General features: G+C 59.6%; 18 protein-coding genes and 1 pseudogene. 12 read left to right on the top strand and 7 right to left on the bottom strand.

The window, feature by feature from the left end; translation table 11 throughout:
* Window positions 1-326 (top strand): annotated as a pseudogene (locus ACFOM8_RS20635) (hypothetical protein); the annotation flags it as partial.
* A gap of 283 nt (window positions 327-609) precedes the next feature.
* A complete protein-coding gene (locus ACFOM8_RS20630) occupies window positions 610-1,653 on the top strand; it encodes an IS30 family transposase (RefSeq protein WP_377764212.1) in 1,044 nt (347 codons plus the stop codon).
* Between the two features lie 108 nt (window positions 1,654-1,761).
* Here the strand turns inward: ACFOM8_RS20630 and ACFOM8_RS20625 are convergent, their stop codons facing one another.
* From ACFOM8_RS20625 to ACFOM8_RS20605, 5 genes are all read right to left on the bottom strand, one after another.
* Complete coding sequence (locus ACFOM8_RS20625) at window positions 1,762-2,577, bottom strand: DUF5020 family protein (protein ID WP_377764211.1); 816 nt, start codon at window positions 2,575-2,577, stop codon at window positions 1,762-1,764.
* Window positions 2,578-2,658: 81 nt separating this feature from the next.
* Window positions 2,659-3,741 carry a BMP family ABC transporter substrate-binding protein gene (locus ACFOM8_RS20620; RefSeq protein ID WP_377764209.1) on the bottom strand — a complete coding sequence of 361 codons (1,083 nt, stop codon included), beginning with the start codon at window positions 3,739-3,741 and terminating at the stop codon, window positions 2,659-2,661.
* A gap of 25 nt (window positions 3,742-3,766) precedes the next feature.
* Window positions 3,767-4,690 (bottom strand): ABC transporter permease, encoded by a 924-nt coding sequence (locus tag ACFOM8_RS20615; RefSeq protein WP_377764208.1) that lies wholly within the window; start codon window positions 4,688-4,690, stop codon window positions 3,767-3,769.
* Complete coding sequence (locus tag ACFOM8_RS20610; protein ID WP_377764206.1) at window positions 4,687-5,736, bottom strand: ABC transporter permease; 1,050 nt, start codon at window positions 5,734-5,736, stop codon at window positions 4,687-4,689. Before ACFOM8_RS20610 ends, ACFOM8_RS20615 begins: the two co-directional genes overlap by 4 nt.
* Window positions 5,737-5,771: 35 nt before the next feature.
* The gene (locus ACFOM8_RS20605) at window positions 5,772-7,343 is read right to left on the bottom strand and encodes an ABC transporter ATP-binding protein (RefSeq protein ID WP_377764205.1); all 1,572 of its coding nucleotides are present in this window, start codon (window positions 7,341-7,343) and stop codon (window positions 5,772-5,774) included.
* Window positions 7,344-7,548: 205 nt separating this feature from the next.
* Here ACFOM8_RS20605 and ACFOM8_RS20600 point away from each other — a divergent pair, with 205 nt between their 5' ends.
* The 10 genes from ACFOM8_RS20600 to ACFOM8_RS20555 all read left to right on the top strand — a co-directional run bounded on the left by ACFOM8_RS20600 (window position 7,549) and on the right by ACFOM8_RS20555 (window position 15,484).
* Window positions 7,549-8,487 (top strand): LysR family transcriptional regulator, encoded by a 939-nt coding sequence (locus ACFOM8_RS20600; RefSeq protein WP_377764203.1) that lies wholly within the window; start codon window positions 7,549-7,551, stop codon window positions 8,485-8,487.
* Window positions 8,488-8,932: 445 nt separating this feature from the next.
* Window positions 8,933-9,988, top strand: a complete 1,056-nt coding sequence (locus tag ACFOM8_RS20595; RefSeq protein WP_377764202.1) for a Rieske 2Fe-2S domain-containing protein — start codon at window positions 8,933-8,935, stop codon at window positions 9,986-9,988.
* Between the two features lie 5 nt (window positions 9,989-9,993).
* Entirely contained in the window at window positions 9,994-10,815 is an 822-nt protein-coding gene (locus tag ACFOM8_RS20590) for a hypothetical protein (protein ID WP_198590221.1), read from the top strand.
* Complete coding sequence (locus tag ACFOM8_RS20585) at window positions 10,812-11,345, top strand: Rieske 2Fe-2S domain-containing protein (protein ID WP_157935971.1); 534 nt, start codon at window positions 10,812-10,814, stop codon at window positions 11,343-11,345. Before ACFOM8_RS20590 ends, ACFOM8_RS20585 begins: the two co-directional genes overlap by 4 nt.
* Window positions 11,342-11,983: a glutathione S-transferase family protein gene (locus ACFOM8_RS20580; RefSeq protein WP_080621505.1), complete on the top strand. Its 642-nt coding sequence runs from the start codon at window positions 11,342-11,344 to the stop codon at window positions 11,981-11,983. Before ACFOM8_RS20585 ends, ACFOM8_RS20580 begins: the two co-directional genes overlap by 4 nt.
* A complete protein-coding gene (locus tag ACFOM8_RS20575) occupies window positions 11,980-12,927 on the top strand; it encodes a PDR/VanB family oxidoreductase (RefSeq protein WP_080621504.1) in 948 nt (315 codons plus the stop codon). Before ACFOM8_RS20580 ends, ACFOM8_RS20575 begins: the two co-directional genes overlap by 4 nt.
* Window positions 12,928-12,985: 58 nt before the next feature.
* Window positions 12,986-13,162, top strand: coding sequence for a hypothetical protein (locus ACFOM8_RS20570; RefSeq protein ID WP_377764200.1), 177 nt, complete (start codon window positions 12,986-12,988; stop codon window positions 13,160-13,162).
* A 74-nt stretch (window positions 13,163-13,236) separates the two neighbouring features.
* Window positions 13,237-13,944, top strand: a complete 708-nt coding sequence (locus ACFOM8_RS20565) for a Rieske 2Fe-2S domain-containing protein (protein WP_377764198.1) — start codon at window positions 13,237-13,239, stop codon at window positions 13,942-13,944.
* Window positions 13,945-14,001: 57 nt separating this feature from the next.
* Complete coding sequence (locus ACFOM8_RS20560) at window positions 14,002-14,856, top strand: aromatic ring-hydroxylating oxygenase subunit alpha (protein WP_101753500.1); 855 nt, start codon at window positions 14,002-14,004, stop codon at window positions 14,854-14,856.
* A gap of 1 nt (window position 14,857) precedes the next feature.
* Complete coding sequence (locus tag ACFOM8_RS20555; RefSeq protein ID WP_377764197.1) at window positions 14,858-15,484, top strand: glutathione S-transferase family protein; 627 nt, start codon at window positions 14,858-14,860, stop codon at window positions 15,482-15,484.
* A gap of 202 nt (window positions 15,485-15,686) precedes the next feature.
* Here the strand turns inward: ACFOM8_RS20555 and ACFOM8_RS20550 are convergent, their stop codons facing one another.
* Both ACFOM8_RS20550 and ACFOM8_RS20545 read right to left on the bottom strand, forming a co-directional pair.
* Entirely contained in the window at window positions 15,687-16,238 is a 552-nt protein-coding gene (locus ACFOM8_RS20550) for an IS630 family transposase (RefSeq protein ID WP_377764214.1), read from the bottom strand.
* A gap of 40 nt (window positions 16,239-16,278) precedes the next feature.
* The coding region (locus ACFOM8_RS20545; RefSeq protein WP_377764195.1) for a hypothetical protein at window positions 16,279-16,674 on the bottom strand (396 nt) is incomplete at its 5' end.

Here is a 16,674-nt window from a genome sequence, read left to right as displayed (position 1 = left end):
CAACCCCGAATGAAGGCCGCGGCCCCCAGGTTCGGCAGGTCAGCAATGCGTATCGTCTTTTCGCACCCAAGCGTGCCTTGGCGCTTCTTGGCCGCTGGTCCGGCCGTCCTTCCCTGCCAGATGACGATGCCGCTGCACGGGATGACAGGAAGGCCATCGAGGCTGAGCATGTGGCATCGCTCGATCTAGGCAGCTTCGCCAGCTTCCAGCTTGGTGACTCACCTCTCGGGAGGGCACTGGCGCAGATGGGCAAAGCCCTGGACTTACGCGAGTCTGCCAAGCGGACTGAATCCCAGTCTACCTCTTATTCCTATGTCGTCATGTAAAACGAGGGTGTGACGCAAACGCGCTCAAACTGATCCGTCAGCTTTGGCGGCACCCGTGGATGGCTATGAACATAGCCTGTGGAAGCCGCACGGCACATCAGCACTGTCGCACGAGCTGTCAAAAAGAGGACAGTGCAGAGATAATGTCTTCAAGATATTGATAAATAATGATTATGTTCCATAAATCCGATTATTGATTTTGAAGGTGTAGAAGGGGGACGCGCTATCCTGAAATGCGACTTTCTGTGCTCAACAATGGGTTGAGCCATGAAAGGATCATAGAATGAAGGTTCGGTTCTCTCACCTTTCCCTTTCCGAGCGGCGCAAGATCGAGCGCTGGCGGCAGATGAAGCTGAGCCCTGACGAGATGGCGCGCAGGCTCGGCCGGCACCGCTCGACGATCTTCCGCGAGCTGAGGCGCAATCATTTCCACGACAGCGAGATCCCGAAGCTCAGCGGCTACTGGTGCGTTGTGGCGCAAAGCTATTCGGATGGACGACGCACCCGGCAGCGCAAGCTGATGCGCGATCCCGGGCTCTGCGACCAGGTCGAACGCTGTCTGAGGTCCGGCTGGACCCCCGAGCAGATCGCCGGCCGGATGCGCTATGAAGGTGCCCCGCGCCGGGTCTGCCAGGAGACCATCTATCGCCATGTCTACTCCGATGAAGGCCGCCGGGCTGAGCTGTGGCGCCACCTGCCCTCCGGGCGGAGACGCCGTCGCGGCTACCGGCTCCGCAAGCGCCCGCCGCCCAAGTTTGCGCCCGAACTCAGCATCTTGTTCCGCCCGGACGTCATCGCACATCGCAAGCAGTTCGGCCATTGGGAAGCGGATCTGGTGCTGTTCCGGCAGAAGTATGGGCCGGCCAATGTCACCACCATGATCGAGCGGACCAGCCGCTTTCTGGTGGCGCTGAAGAACGAGGAGAAACGCACCAAGCCGATCATGGCGCAGATTGCCCAGGCCCTGACGCCCCTGCCCCGACATGCCTGCCGGTCCATCACCTTTGATCGCGGATCCGAGTTCGTCGACTGGCCGCATCTGCAGGCCGAGGTGGGGACGCAAACGTGGCTCTGCGAGGCGCAGTCGCCCTGGCAGAAAGGTGCTGTGGAGAACGCCAACAAACGGCTGCGACGATGGCTTTGTCGCGACACCGATCCGAACTCGCTTTCACAGGAGGAACTCCGCCAGCTCTGCGCCGGCCTGAACGCCACGCCGCGCAAGTGTCTGGGCTTCCGCACTCCCGCCGAGGTGTTCAAGGCCAACCTGCTCGGACGCGGGTACCGCAGGGAGAAACTCTCGCGGCAACCGAAGTCGCATTTGGGCTAGCGCGTCCACTCCCGGAGGATCCAGAGTGCTTACCAAGGAACGTTAGGACCGTGATGTTATGGTATTACATACCGAAATGATATCACGTTTGCGCCAAACACACGATGTCTAGAATTTTAAAGCTGCAAACGCACTGACTGAGTTGTCATCCACATTGTTCACGCCGTACTTGTTCTTGTAGTACGTATATTCCAGACCCAAGATGGCACCGCCCTCCTTGCCTACATCCCAGCGCAGTTGGGGAGAGAACACGATCTGGCTTTCGAAGCCATCGCCTTGCTCCCCGATAAAGTCCGCAAATCCCCGGATCGACAGGTTTTCATTGCCTATCATGAAGGGATAATCCCAGACAAACGTTATCTGGTATGTCGTGTCGAGGTCGCGATCAAATGGATCATCGACATTTTTATAGACATAGGCACCGGCCGTGAAGACGGAAAAGCCGCTCACGTTCAGGTCGGCGCGGACACCCGGAGCGACGACCAGAAAATCCTCGCCATGGTTGATGCCGAGGTCAGGCCCGACGTCCTTGACGAACGAGCCTTCGGGGAATGTCAGCCCCATGGTCTTGCCGCTCAGGTGCAGCCAGGCCTCGGCGTAGTGATTGTTGTCCGACCCGGCTCCCTGATGGTCCTTGTTGAGATCGACGAAATAGAAAAGATCGCCCCAGTCGAACAGGGTGTACTGTTCAAAAGTCAGGGTAGTGCGGGTGGTCGAGTCAAGCCCGTTGGCGCCCAGATGAAATCCATCGCCGTAGTGGAGCTGTACTTCGCCTCCGGAAAAAAGTACCTCGGCTTGGACTCCATGCCCAACGATGCCTAGGCCCATTGCCAGCATCGAAGCTGGAATGCGGCGATATTTGCTCATAAGTCTTCCTCCTGTTGGAGCAGGTTTTTCTGCTTTTGTGATGTTCTGGACGGTCATCGACATGCACCGTTGAAGCGCATGGTCGATGGGAGGATCAGTCCGTTCCGGGGCCGATCCTGCGGCAATGTCGGCAGTTGCCTAGTTCTGCAGTCGCGAGTCGATGCCTTGGACAAGGAAGTCCATGCTCTTGATCTCGGAGGAATTCAGCGTCTTTCCGGATGCGATCGCCTCTGACCCGTCATTCTTCATGACAGGGCCGCTAAAGGGATCAAAGCTGCCGTCGCGCATTGCGTCCTGCTTTGCCAGGATCGCCGCCCGCTGCTCGTCCGTCAGATCCTTTGACAAGCCGGCCACCTCCATGGCTCCCTCGGCGACACCGGCGAAGGTGTCCTTGCCTTCGAAGGTTCCATCGATCACGGACTGTACGACATCGGCATAGACGACCCCGAAATTGGCCTGTCCCGCGCAGAGGTGCTTGGTCGGCGCATGGGCGGAGTTGTCGCTGAGCGTCGTGACGGCATAGACGCCCTTTTCCTCGGCCGTGGCGACGGCTGACGGGGTGCCCGGGAACAGCGAATAGACCACGTCGGCGCCCTGTGATATCAAGCTTTCCGCCGAGGACCGGTCGCGCGGCGGATCATACCAGGCATTCAGCCACACCACCTTCACCGGCTTGAGGTCCGGGTTGACGCTCTGTGCGCCCAGGACATAGGCGTTGAGGATGCCAAGGACTTCAGGTAGCGGGAAGGCGGCCACGACACCAAGCTGCTGGTTCTTGGTCGCATAGCCCGCCGCCATGCCGCACAGATAGGAGGTCTGGTAGTGCCGTGTCGTAAATGTCGCGAAGTTGGGAAGGTTCTGGTACCCGCCGACGTGCAGGATCTTCAGGTCGGGCGATCTCTTAGCCAAGGCCAAGCCATCGCTCAGGTGTCCGAATGAACCCAGGATCAGGACGTCGGTCCCGTTCTCCACAAGCCGGTTCATGACGCGGGTGGCGTTGGGGCCTTCGCCGACGGAATCTATGACCGTCACGTCTATCTTGTCCCCGAACCGTTCCTCAAGAACCTCCTTGCCGCGTACGATCTCGTGGTCCCAGCCGACATCGCCGATCGCGTTGGGCGCCACGATTGCCACGTCGAGCGGTTCTTGGGCTAACAGGGCTCCGGACCATGACATGGAAAGGACTGCACCGAGCAAGGTTGCGCGAATGATCTGATACATGATTGCTCCTGTTGGTCGCTTGTTGTTATTTTGATGGTCGAAAGTTCTGGCCCAGCGAAACCGGTGCGTTCAGCCGGATCAGGAGTGCGTTCCTGGACACAACCGCGAGAACGACGATGGTCATCACGTAGGGCAAGGATGTCATGATCTGCGCCGGGACGCTGAAACCCATGGCCTGCGCGGCCAGATCCCCCAGCAGGAGCGCCCCGAAGAGATAGGCTCCGAATGCGATCCTGAGCGGCCGCCAAGTGCCGAACACCACCAGTGCAACCGCGATCCACCCTCGGCCGGCGATCAGGCCGTCCGACCAGCCGGGCGTCAAGATCGTCGAGGCATAGGCGCCCCCAAGGCCCGACATGACGGCGCCGAAGATGATCGCGAAAAGGCGGATGCGGATCACGGCAAAGCCCAGGTTGTGCGCGATGGCCGGATCTTCGCCCACGACCTTCGTGATGCGGCCATGGCGCGTCCTGGCAAGGAACCACCAGGTCAGGAACGCGACCGCAAAGGCGAAATAGGTGATGGCGCTCTGTCGGAACAGGATCGGCCCGACAAGAGGCAAGTCCGACAGGACGGGGAGCGAAAGGTTTGCCGGAGCCATCATCGTCAGGTTCTCGAAACTGCGCCCGGCCAGGCTGGAAAGCCCAAGGCCAAGAATCCCGACGGCAAGCCCGGAAACGATCTGGTTTGCCGAAAAGCCCAGCACAAGGATCGAGAAGACCAGGGACAGCGCCACGGATGCGCCGACCGCAAGGCCGAAGCCCAGCACGATGTTTCCCGTCTGATAAGTGACGGCAAAGGCCACGGCTGCCGCGAATGCCATCATGCCTTCCACGGAAAGGTTCATGACCCCTGTTTTCTCTGCCACGGCCTCGCCGATCGCGGCAAGCAGAAGGGGTGTTGCGGTTGCGAAGGCGCCCGCCAGGACGAAGATGATAGTGTCCGTCATGCCCTTGCCTCCGGCTGGACTCGTGCGATGCGGTATTGGACCAAGGCGAAGGAGGCGAGGTAGAACACGAGAACCATTCCCTGGAAGATTACCGGCGCGGCCGGGGGAAGGCCCACATCGATGATCGCACCGTCCGCGCCGACATAGACGATTGCCATGAATGTCCCGGCCAGCAGTATCCCGACCGGATGCAGGCCTCCGAGATAGGCCACGATTATCGCGGCAAAGCCGTAGCCGGGGGACAACGACGGCTGGAGCCGGCCGATCGGCCCCGAAATCTCGCCCACTCCGGCCAGGCCCGCCGCGGCACCGCCGATCAGCAGCGTGATCCAGACCGCCTTCTTGGCGCTGAAGCCTGCATAGCTTGCGGCACTTGGGGCAAGCCCCCCCACAAGCAGCGTGTATCCCGAGAAGGTGCGCGTGACATAGATCAGCGCCGCAATCGACAGCAGGATGACCACGAGGATGGACGCGCTCGCCCTGAGCATTCCGTCATCCGACAGGAGCGGATACATCGCCACCGGAGGAAAGCTTACCGACTGGGGATAGGAGAACCCCATCGGATCCTTGAGCGGCCCACTGATGAGAAAATACAGGATCTGCACCGCGATCTGGTTCAGCATCAGCGTCACGATGATCTCGCTGGCGTTGAAGCGCGTCTTCAGCGCCGCTGCGATCCCGGCCCATGCCGCCCCCGCGATCATGCCGGCTAGCATCATCGCCGGAAGCATCAGGACGTTCTGGCTTTCCGGAAAGGTTATGGGGATGACGCTTGCCGCCACGGCGCCGATGATCAGCTGGCCTTCCGCGCCGATGTTCCAGACCTTCGCCCGGAACCCGATGGCCAGACCCTGGGCGATCAGGATCAGCGGGGCAGCCTTTATCACCACCTCGGAAATGTTGTACGCCGATGCCAGCGGATCAATCAGCAGCCTGTATAGGACTTCGAGAGGCGGGGCGCCCAGAAAGCCGAACAGGACCATGCTTCCCAGCAATGCCAGAACGAAAGTCACCAGTGGCACGAGCATGATGCTCTTGAGCGACACCTCGCTTCGCTGGACAAGTGCATACCGACCCATCATCACGCCGCCCTCATCGTCTGGTCGAATTCGCCCATCATCATCCGCCCGACATCTTCGGCGGTCACCGACCTGGCCTGGACCGAGGGGGACAGCCGTCCATGATACATGACGTGGATGCGGTCGGAGATCTCGAATATCTCCTCCAGTTCCTCGGAAATCATGAGGATCGCCGTGCCGTTGTCCCTCAGGTCCACCAGCTTCTGCCTGACCATCGCCGCCGCTCCGACATCGATGCCCCAGGTCGGCTGAGAAACGATCAGGATGCGGGGCTCCAGCAGAATCTCGCGGCCCAGCACGAACTTCTGCAGGTTGCCGCCCGAGAGGCTGGATGCGATCGATTGCCGACCCCGTGAACGGACATCCATGCCGGAAATGCATTTGTCAGCAAAATCGGCCTGCTGCCGTCGTCTGATCAATCCCTTTCGGACCAGGCCCGCCCGGTGGGCGGTAAGCAACACGTTGTCCGCCAGGCTCATGGCAGGGACCGTGGCGCGCCCCAGTCGTTCTTCGGGAACGAAGGTTACCCCCATTTGCCGGCGCGTTCCCGGCGGAACATCCCCCACGGGGCGGTCGAAAACCCGGATCTTGCCGGCCATGTCGCCCTGCAACCTGATTTCACCTGACAGAAGCCGCGCCAGCGTGGACTGGCCGTTGCCCGACACACCGGCAATGCCGACGATCTCGCCAGGACGCACCACCATCGACACGCTGTCGAGGCTTTCTCCCAGCGGATCGGGATTGTCATAGGCGAGGTCGCTAACGGTCAGGGCGGGTTCGCAGCTCGGTTTCGCCTCGGCGTGGCGGGTTGTCGGGATGTCCTGCCCGATCATCAGGCGGGCCAGTTCCGCCGATGTGGCCTGCCGCGGGTTCGTCGTGCCCGTGACGCGTCCCTGGCGCAGCACGACGGCGCAATGGCACAGGTCCCTGATCTCTTCCAGCTTGTGCGAGATGTAGAGCATAGCAACGCCACGCTCGGATAGTTTCCTCAGCGTCCCGAAAAGCTGCTGCACGCTGTGGGGCGGCAGCACGGATGTCGGCTCGTCCAGGATGAGCAGCTTCGGATCCTGCATGAGGCAGCGGATGACCTCGACCCTCTGCCGCTCGCCAACGGAAAGGTTATGCACCGGCGCGTCAGGATTTACATGAAGGCCGTATTCATTCGCCTTCTGCCTGATTTTTTCGGCCAGGTCCGGCAACGATCCGGGAACGGTCAGCGAGATATTTTCAACGACGCTGATCGTTTCGAACAACGAGAAATGCTGAAAAACCATTCCGATACCCAGATCTCTGGCAACACTCGGACTGGTGACGGCGACCTTTTCGCCGTTCCAGACAATCTCGCCCTCATCCGGTTGCTGAATACCGTAAATGGTCTTCATGAGGGTGGATTTGCCTGCGCCGTTTTCACCAAGGATGGCGCAAATCTGACCGTGTTCCAGCGCAAGATCCACGCTGTCGTTTGCTACATATGTGCCGTATCTCTTGGTAATGTTCCGCAATTGAAGCAATAGGGGGGATTCACCTGCCTTGGTCTTCAAATGCTGCTCCCTGTTATTGATGACGACGCGCACTGGCGGCAGCCTCGATCGCGTACGCCGAGCTTGAGACGAAAGTCGTGTTTTTGTTCTTTCTGCAGGCATGGATCGGCTGAAACGTTAGGCTTTCCGATCCGCCGAACGCTAATTGCCGTTTTTGGTATCAGGGCCATTAGGGGACGAGTAGACAAACACCAGAGACGTTCTGTTCCAAAAATCGAACGCCACCCAAGGATTAAGCATGCCTAAGATAGAACTGAAGGACATAAGCAATTTCGTGCTTATTGCCCGGACGGGCAGTCTAACACGCGCGACAATGGTATCCGGCGTTCCAAAGGCGACGTTGAGCCACAGCATCCGCCGTCTGGAGGACATGCTGGAAGTCGAACTGTTCCTTAGATCCCAGAAGGGGCTGCACCTGACTGATGCAGGCCGCGCGCTGCTGGACAACAGCGCACGTGTGTTTGACAGCATCGAGGTCGCGACGAGCGCCGCTCAGCGCGCGCACAGTACCCTGAACGGCAAAGTTCGCATTCTGGGCAGCGTCGAATTCGGAACCAGCATCATCGGCGCCGCCACGCTTCTGCTGGCGCGAGAGCATCCCGGCTTGTCGTTCGAGACACGTACCTATGCAAGCGACACGCCCTTGCCGGAGCAATCCGACTTCGACTGCATGATCTTCGTCGGCACCGCGCCATCGTCCGACTATGTGTGCCGGAAGCTCGGCAATGTCAGCTATCGTGCTTATGCAAGCCCAACCTTGCTTGAAAAGTTGGGCACGCCTGAAAGGATTGACGACCTGTCACATATGCCGGGCATTGAATACACGCGAAAGGGCATTTCCGAACCGTGGCTGCTTCAGGACGAGGATAGCAAGCAGGTCGCGCGCTACAACATACGATTCAGCGTGCACGACTACTGGATGGCGAAGTTCTATGCGGTTTCGGGTGAGGCCGTCGCCTACCTCCCCGACTTCTTCGTCTATTACGAGGTGGATCAGGGCAGTCTTGTCCCGCTGCTCAAACCCGCCGAGAATGTGGACCAGATTTCCGTCTGGGTGATCTACGGCGCCGCCCGGCACAAGAATCCGCGCGTCAAGCTAGTGGTCGAGACCCTGTGCAAGCAGTTTTCCAGCGTCATCCATCACCCGGGATATGCCCTGATCCCAAGGAATGACTGACACGCTCTGCCAGCAGTCAAAGCGGGCGCAAAGATGCGTCCGCCATGAACCGTTCTCAACCCGGACCGTGCCTGCATCCAAGTCGAGAAAGGTTTTCGGGTTGCCGTAAAGCGGTTCGTGCTTTGTGTCGATCGGGTGTACATGCACCCGGTCAGGCGAAAAGCCTTTGGACAGCCCCGATCAGGCAAGCCGCTTTGACAATCGGGGCGAAGGGTACACGGAAGCAGGAGCATATTCCCGGCAAAAAACGCTGCATTCAGCGACAGGCGAATGTGATTGCTTGGATTGCGAATCGCCCCTGATCGACAGTGCTGCCCAGAATTTCCTAATTTTTCGTTCAGAATACGAAACCCAAGGTACAAGTTAACGCACTTTTTGAAACGCACTTCCTTCCGTTAGGTTTGTATGAAGCAACTATTCCAATGGTAGCTAATCGGGGAGAATAATGAACGCTTTGACTCCACTCACCGCAGATCAAAGCTATCTGCGTCATTTCTGGCATCCGGTCGCAACCGTGAAAGAACTCGAGGCTGCCGATCCGGCAGGCAACGGTCCGATCGGTAGGACGCTTCTGGACGAACCGCTGGTCATCGCGAAGCTGGACGGAAAATACGTCGCCATGCGAGACCGCTGCGCGCATCGCTACGCGAAACTGTCCGTCGGGAAGGTGCTTGAGAACAACCGCATCCAATGTCCGTATCACGGCTGGGAATATGGTGCCAGCGGCCGCTGCGAACTTATGCCGGCCTGTCCCAGCGACGCGATCCCTAAAAAGGCGTTTACGCCCGCCTATGCCTGCGAAGAGCGGTACGGAATCATCTGGGTCCGCCTCGACAGCTCGTGGGATTGCACGAACATCCCTTACTGCGAAGCTTGGGAAAACCCCGAATTCAAGCGTCAAATCATCGCGGAGCCCTACAACTGGGACAGCTCGGCCGAACGCCGCTGGGAAAACTTCACCGATTTTTCGCACTTCGCCTATGTGCATCCGGGCACCCTCTATGACCCGGCATATTCGGAACCGGCGATCGTGCCCGTTGACCGCGTGGACGGGGAACTTCGCTTCTTCATGGAGCCGGGCCGCGACATGCTGGACACGCTGCCGGACGATAGCCCGCTGGGAAGCTGGAACTACCGGAACTCCATGCCGTTCAGCGTCAACCTGTCGATCAGGTTGTACAAGAACGACAAGCCTTTCCTTCTCTGGACCACCTCCAGCCCGATCTCACAGAACTCGTGCCGCAACTTCATGATCATCGCGCATACCGAAGACGACTTGCCCGACAGCCAGCCGCTCGACTTCCAGAAGCTCGTCTTGGCCGAAGACCAGCCGGTCATCGAGACGCAGCCTGGCCCGATCTACCTGGACGAGGTTTCGCTGCCGACGGACAAGATCTCGAACCAGTACCGGAAATGGCTGCGCGAACTGTCCACTGCCGCGGCAAAGGGCGAAGAAGCGTTCAAAGCGGCACTGTTCACCGACGTCACCGAAAGCAAGTGACCGGCATGAACGAACGTGAAGACCCGATGGTCTGGAACCGTTGGTACCCGCTTGGGTCGCCAACGGACATCCGGCGGAGGAATGCGACAAGGACCCGGCTGCTGGGCCATGACATCGACCTGGAAATCCACAAGACCTGGATTTCCGTGTCGAGCGACTCCCGGCCTTTGCCGGTGACCGAGCGGCTGGGATATATCTGGACAAGCCTTGGCAAGCCCGACGGCCCCCCGCAGCAGTTGCTGGAATATTACGAGGTCGATCGCCTGGTCATGAACATCTGGTCCACGCCCATCAAATGTTCGGGCCTGCGGATCGTTGACAACGTGATCGACAACGCACATTTTCCCTTTCTGCATCCCAATATCCTGGGCGATGAGGATCACCTTGATCTGGTTCCGGGACAGGCCAGCGTCGATGCGGCGGGTGCGCTGTGGCTGAAATCGCAGAAGGCCTGGCTGCCGCTGATCAACTCGGTCGCGGAATACACCTACCGGATTTCGGACCCTTATTCGGTCGTTCTTTTCATCCATCGCCCGTCGACACCGGGCCGATACGACTATCTTGGCATATTCGCACAGCCTTTGGATGAAGAAAACTTTATCGCGCACAAACTGCTTGCGTGGATAAAGGAAGACTGGATGGATGAGCGTCAGTTGAAAGCCGACCAGCAGAGCATCTCGGCGCAGGACAAATATGTTCTCGAACGGCATGTCCACAAGAAGTTGCCGCTCAACGGTGCGGAAACCTCGATCGAGGTGGACAGCCCTTCGCTGAACTACCGCGAATGGCTGCGGGCCAACAATGTATCCTATGGGGCGATGACATGACCTCATATGTTGTTGCAATCGAAAAAGACGTCCGCGACGGCTCGATCGTCAGGTCGATGATGGGCGACAAGCCCCTGGTCATCTGGCGGGGCGCCAGCGGCGCGATCAACGTCTGGCTGGATCTTTGTCCGCACCGCTCCGTAAGGCTCAGCGCCGGACGGAACATGGGGGAATACCTCGAAGGCGTATATCATGGCTGGCGATTCGACGAATCGGGCAAGGTGACGCTGGTTCCCGCGCTGCGGGGGCGCCCGTCCCAGGACATAAGCGCGACCGTCTATTCCACCGCCGTGGCGGACGGCTTTGTCTGGGCAAGCGAGAAAGAATGCTCGCCCACGGGCAGCACAGGCAAGCCTTGCTATCCGGTTCACATCGCGGCACCGGTCGATCAGGTCAGACTGCATGTCGATTCCAGCGTCGATCGTCTTACCCCCTGGGGCGTCGATGGAACGATGGTTTACCCGACCGGCGATCCGGCGCAAAGGCGCGCAGAACTGTCGGCGATCCGGCGCAGATTGGAGGCGTCATGATACAGCTCCATGACTACCCGCTTTCGGGAAACTGCTTCAAGGTCCGGTTCCTGCTGGATCAGCTGGGCCTGGAATACCAGTCGGTCCTTGTCGACTTTTATCCGGGATACGAACACAAATCGCCGCGGTTCCTTAGCATAAACCCGCTGGGGCAGCTTCCGGCCATCACGGATAAAGGTCAAACGGTTCGCGATGCGCAGGCCATCCTGGTCTATCTTGCCGCCGCTTACGACACGTCCGGCAAATGGTTTCCGCGCGATCACCAGGGCGCGGTCTATCAATGGCTCGCCTTCGCGGACCAGTTGACGGGCTCCATCTCGGCTGCGCGGCTGCATGATGCGATGTTCTATCGGCTGGACGTGAACAAGGCCCGGACCGAAGGCATCAGGCTGCTGCGGATCATCGACGAACATCTCTGGTTCGCCGAAAGAGACGGCCATGACTGGCTGCTGCCGTTACCGCATCCGACCATCGCGGATATCGCCTGCCTTCCCTATATTGCACTTGCCGAAGAAGGTGGCATCGACCTGGCTCCGTTTTTCTCCGTTTCACGGTGGATGGAGCGCTTCATGAGACTCGAGAAGTTCAAGCCGATGCCCGGCATGATGCCTCTTCAAATGCCGAAGGAAACGCCATGAACACTCAACGTGTAAAGATCAGGCGGATCGTAGAGCAGACGCCCGAAATCCGTTCGTTCGAACTGGTCCCCTGCGATGGATCGTCTGTCAAATTCACACCAGGCGACCATATTGAGGTCCGCGTGGGCGACGGTCTCGTCCGTCAATACTCGCTCTGGAACGCCCCCACCGACTGCGATGCCTATCATATCGGCGTAAAGCGCGAAACGAACGGCCGCGGCGGATCGGTTGCGATGCACGCGCTGAACGAAGGCGACGAGATCGAGGTTGGCCTGCCACGGAACAACTTCGAGCTTCGCTCGGACGAGGGTCCGGTGATCCTGATCGCCGGCGGCATCGGCATCACCCCGGTGCTGGCGATGGCGCGCCATCTTCAGTCCGTGAACCGCAAATGCGTTTTGCACCTGTTCGCCCGAAGCGCCGAACATGTGCCGTTCAAAAGCGAACTCGCCACCCTGGACGACGCTCCAATCTATCTTGGCCTTGTTCCGCCGACGCTCAACGCAGTTCTGACCGGGATCCTGTCCGATCCGCCCGTCGATGCTCGCCTGTATTTCTGCGGACCCGGACCCTTTATGGACCTGATCGAGCAACTGGCGAATAACTGCGGCTGGAAAAGCGACCGCGTCCACCTGGAACGGTTCAGCGTCGATGCGGCCACGCTGGAACTCGACGGCGACAGCTTCGAGGTGGTGCTGCAGAAATCGGGTGTCACCCTGACGGTCGAGGAAGACCAGACCATCATCGGCGCGATGGAGGCTGCCGGGCTGGAGCCGATGACATCCTGCGAACAGGGGGTTTGCGGCACCTGCCTGACCACCGTTCTGGAGGGCGAACCGGATCACCGCGATTTCTACCTCAATCCGGCCGAGAAGGAATCAGGGACGCTGATCCTGCCTTGCGTGTCGCGTTGCAAGGGCAAGAAGCTGGTGCTGGACCTGTGACATGGTAACACGGCGCGTATCTCTTGAGGGAGCTCTCAAGACCGAGTCCTGCCTTGCCATGATCAGCCACTTTGCTCGGCGTCTTTCGTTGTCGAGCACGATCACAAGCGCGACCCCCAGTTACATCACGCTGATCCTGACCGGGGATGAACGCCTTATCGACATGTTCGAGATTGCCTGCTGGCTCGGACCGGACGACGTAAACATCGACACGATCACGCTTGAGACTGTCTGACGCGGTACAGAATCGAAGCCCGGCGCCGCGAAGGACGCTGAAACGGACGGGCTGGACTACAGCCCAACCGACCAGTGTCCAGGGCTGAAAACACAGAAATGGGGAGTAAAATGAAACCTTCAGAACTGGAAGCCGGGTGGTTCCCTGCCGGACTTCAGAACTACGTCCTTCCCAAGACGGCAGGACGTGTCGTGATCGCCGACAACGACATCGCCCTGTGGCGCGGTGAGGACGGCCAGATCCGCGCATGGGAAAACAGATGCCCCCACCGGGGCATGCGCCTGTCCTACGGCATCGTCCGGGGCAACACGCTGACATGCCTGTATCATGGCTGGTCCTATGACGGGGCGGGTGCCTGCGCGGGCATCCCGGCGCATCCTGACCTGACTCCGCCCAAGACGATCCGCGCAAAGGCCTATCGCGCGGCGGATTCCGGCGGGTTCATCTGGGTTGCAAACTCGGGCGAGACGACGGCGGCGCCGTCGATCGATGGCGACTGGGTTCCCAACCGTTCGGTCCATATCGACCTTGCCCCGGCTAGCCTGAATGAGCTTGCCAAAGGCATTGGCGCCGAACTGGTATCGAAGATCACCGATCACGCCGCGATCGTCCGCGTTCCCGAAGTGGAGGGAAAAGTCCTTTTGGCGTTCCTGGACATGAAGGAACACGGGGCGATGATCCACACCTCGGTTCCGGCCAGTGCATCGGAGGATGTCGTGATCGCCGTCAGCAAGCTGTCCACCCGTCTGCGGCAGGTATTCAAGGCGTCAAGCGCCGCTTGATAGGCATCGCAGCCTAGCAAGTTGATCGTCTCACTTCGACAAGCGAGGAGAAACACTATGACACCCGACACTTTCACCCGTTCGCAATGGTATGCAATCGGTCGCCTTCCCGATTTCGAAGGTGCGGAAGCGAAACCCGTCCGACTGCTTTCGCAGGATCTGACCGTGAGCGACGCGGCTGGCGTTCTTTCGGTGAACGATGCCGATGGGCGCAGCCTTCTGACGCAGATCCGCTACGGCCATCTCTGGACCACGCTGAGCGATACGCCGCGCCCGCTTTATGACATGCCGGAGTTCGACGAGCCGGACCGGCGTCTTGTGACCGCAGGTGGCGTGGGCGTTCGCTGCTCGGGACTGCGCTGCGTCGAGAACTTCCTCGACATGGCTCATTTTCCCTTCGTTCACACCGACATCCTCGGCGTGGAAGAACATCCGAGCGTCGAGAGCTACGACGTCAGCATGGATGCGGAAAAGGACGAAATCTGGGCGACCAAATGCAAGTTCTTCCAGCCCATGGCTTCCGCGGCGGCATCGGGCGGCCAGATGACCGAATACAAGTATCGCGTCCCGCATCCCTATTCGACGATCCTGTACAAGACCTGCCCGATCCGAGAGAATGTCTGGGATCTGGTCGGGCTGTTCATCCAGCCCGTGGAAGAGGACGAGTGTATCGTCCACTCGTTCATTCTGGTCTTTGACGAGGAAAACACCGACACCGGCCTTCTCCACTTCCAGCAGAACATCTTCCTGCAGGACCGGATGATCCTCGAGAACCAGGTTCCCCGGAAGCTGCCGCTCGATCCCCGTTGGGAATTGCCGACCCGCGCGGACGCGTCCTCGATCGCCTACCGCCGCTGGCTGAAGGCCAATGAACTTCAGTGGGGGGTCGCCCTCTTCAACGAGGCGGCATGAGATGAAGCTGTTTGACTATGTCCTGTCCGGCAATTGCTACAAGATACGGCTGTTGCTGGATTTTCTTGAGCTTTCCCATGAAAAGCAAGCCGTGGACTTCTTTCCGGGTCGTGAACACAAGTCCGATGCATTCCTCCAGATAAATCCGTTGGGACAGATCCCGGTTCTGGAGGACGACGGAGCCTATATCCGGGATGCGCAGGCCATTCTCGTGTATCTCGCCTCGCGCTACGATCCGACAGGAACGTGGTGGCCGGTCAACGATCCGTCCGAACTGGGTCGGGTCGCGCAATGGCTGGCCTTCGCTGATAGCATCACGTCCACGGCCTCGGCGGCGCGGCTGCATGACGTGCTGGGCTATGACCTCGATGTGGCGCAGGCAAGGGCCGACGCTCACAAGCTGTTCCGTGTCCTAGATGACCATCTGGCCAACCAGGAACTGCAAGGGTTCAACTGGATCGCGGGATCACGCCCCACGGTGGCGGATATCGCATGCTTCCCTTATGTGGCACTAGCAGGGGACGGCGGCATCGAGCTGTTCTACTACCCGGCAATCCAGCGCTGGATACGCAGGTTTGTCCATCTACCGCGCTTCAAGCTGATGCCCGGGATCAACATCTTCGACTGACCCTGTCGGGATGCGATGACCGGGAACGTCACCTGCCATCAGGATGCCGTTCTCGGTCTTTTATTTCTGACCCGCCCGCGTCAGCAGCAGTCTCAACGTTCCGCGTCTGACCGCAGGGCAGGATATTCGACCGTTCCGTCCTGTTGACGCGCTACAGACGACCATTGGCTGAGTTTTTGCTGCAGACTAGAGCCTGTTGCACTCAATCGGCCTCATAACCTGCGGCTTTGAAGTAGTTGTAGCATTCCTCGTCGGAGAACAGATCGCAGACCTGGCCGACCGCCGCCCATAGTTGATCGTAAGTTCGTACGGCAGCTTTTCTGATCAGCGCCTTGAGTTTGGCGAAAGCCATTTCGATCGGGTTGAGGTCAGGACTGTATGGCGGCAGGAACAGGAACCACGCGCCGACATCGCGCAGTGCTGCCGCCGCGGCAGGGCTCTTGTGGCTGGAAAGGTTGTCCAGAATGACAACGTCGCCGGCCCTGAGCGTCGGGACCAGCTGGGTTTTGGTATAAAGGTTGAACATCTCGGCGTTCATTGCGCCATCGATCACCCAAGGCGCGTCCAGCCGGTCATGGCGCAGAGCTGCAATGAAGGTCTGGCTCCGCCAATGTCCGAACGGCGCATGATCGACGAGGCGCTGCCCACAAGGCGCCCAGCCGGTGGTCTTGGTCATGTTCGTCTTGACCCCGGTCTCATCGATGAACGCCAATCGCTCCAGATGGTTGGCCATGAAAGGCTGGCGTCTCGCGATCCAGACATGGCGCAGGCCAGCGACGTCTTGGCGCTTCTGTTCAAGCGCCTGCAGGGCTTTTTTTGTGTGTCAGTCCGAGCCCGCGCAATACCCGCCAAACGGTGGCACGGTGGACGGCGATGCCGTGGGTTCTGTCCAGTTCGACCACCAATTCGTTGAGCGTGATCTCGCCCTTTTTGGTGACACGCGCCTTGAGCCAATCGGTTACGCCTGCCAGCTTCCCGTATCCGCCGCCATTGCCTTGCCGCTTGGGCGTCAACAACCCGGTCTCGCGTCGCAGCTTCACCAGATCGTTGACGAATTTGGGCGACACTCGAAAGTGCCGGGCCGCCTCGCGATGTCCGTGGCCTTCGTCCACATGAGCTATGCGGGGAAATGGGTGACGGGGTTTGAGAGGGCGGCGTATCGTGGCGGGTGCTGAAGCCTGCCAGAACTT

The sequence above is a fragment of the Paracoccus angustae genome (genome assembly GCF_042648745.1).
Classification (GTDB): Bacteria; Pseudomonadota; Alphaproteobacteria; order Rhodobacterales; family Rhodobacteraceae; genus Paracoccus; species Paracoccus angustae.
The sequence above is the reverse complement of the archived record's forward strand: the minus strand, read 5'-3'. Positions and strand labels throughout refer to the sequence as shown.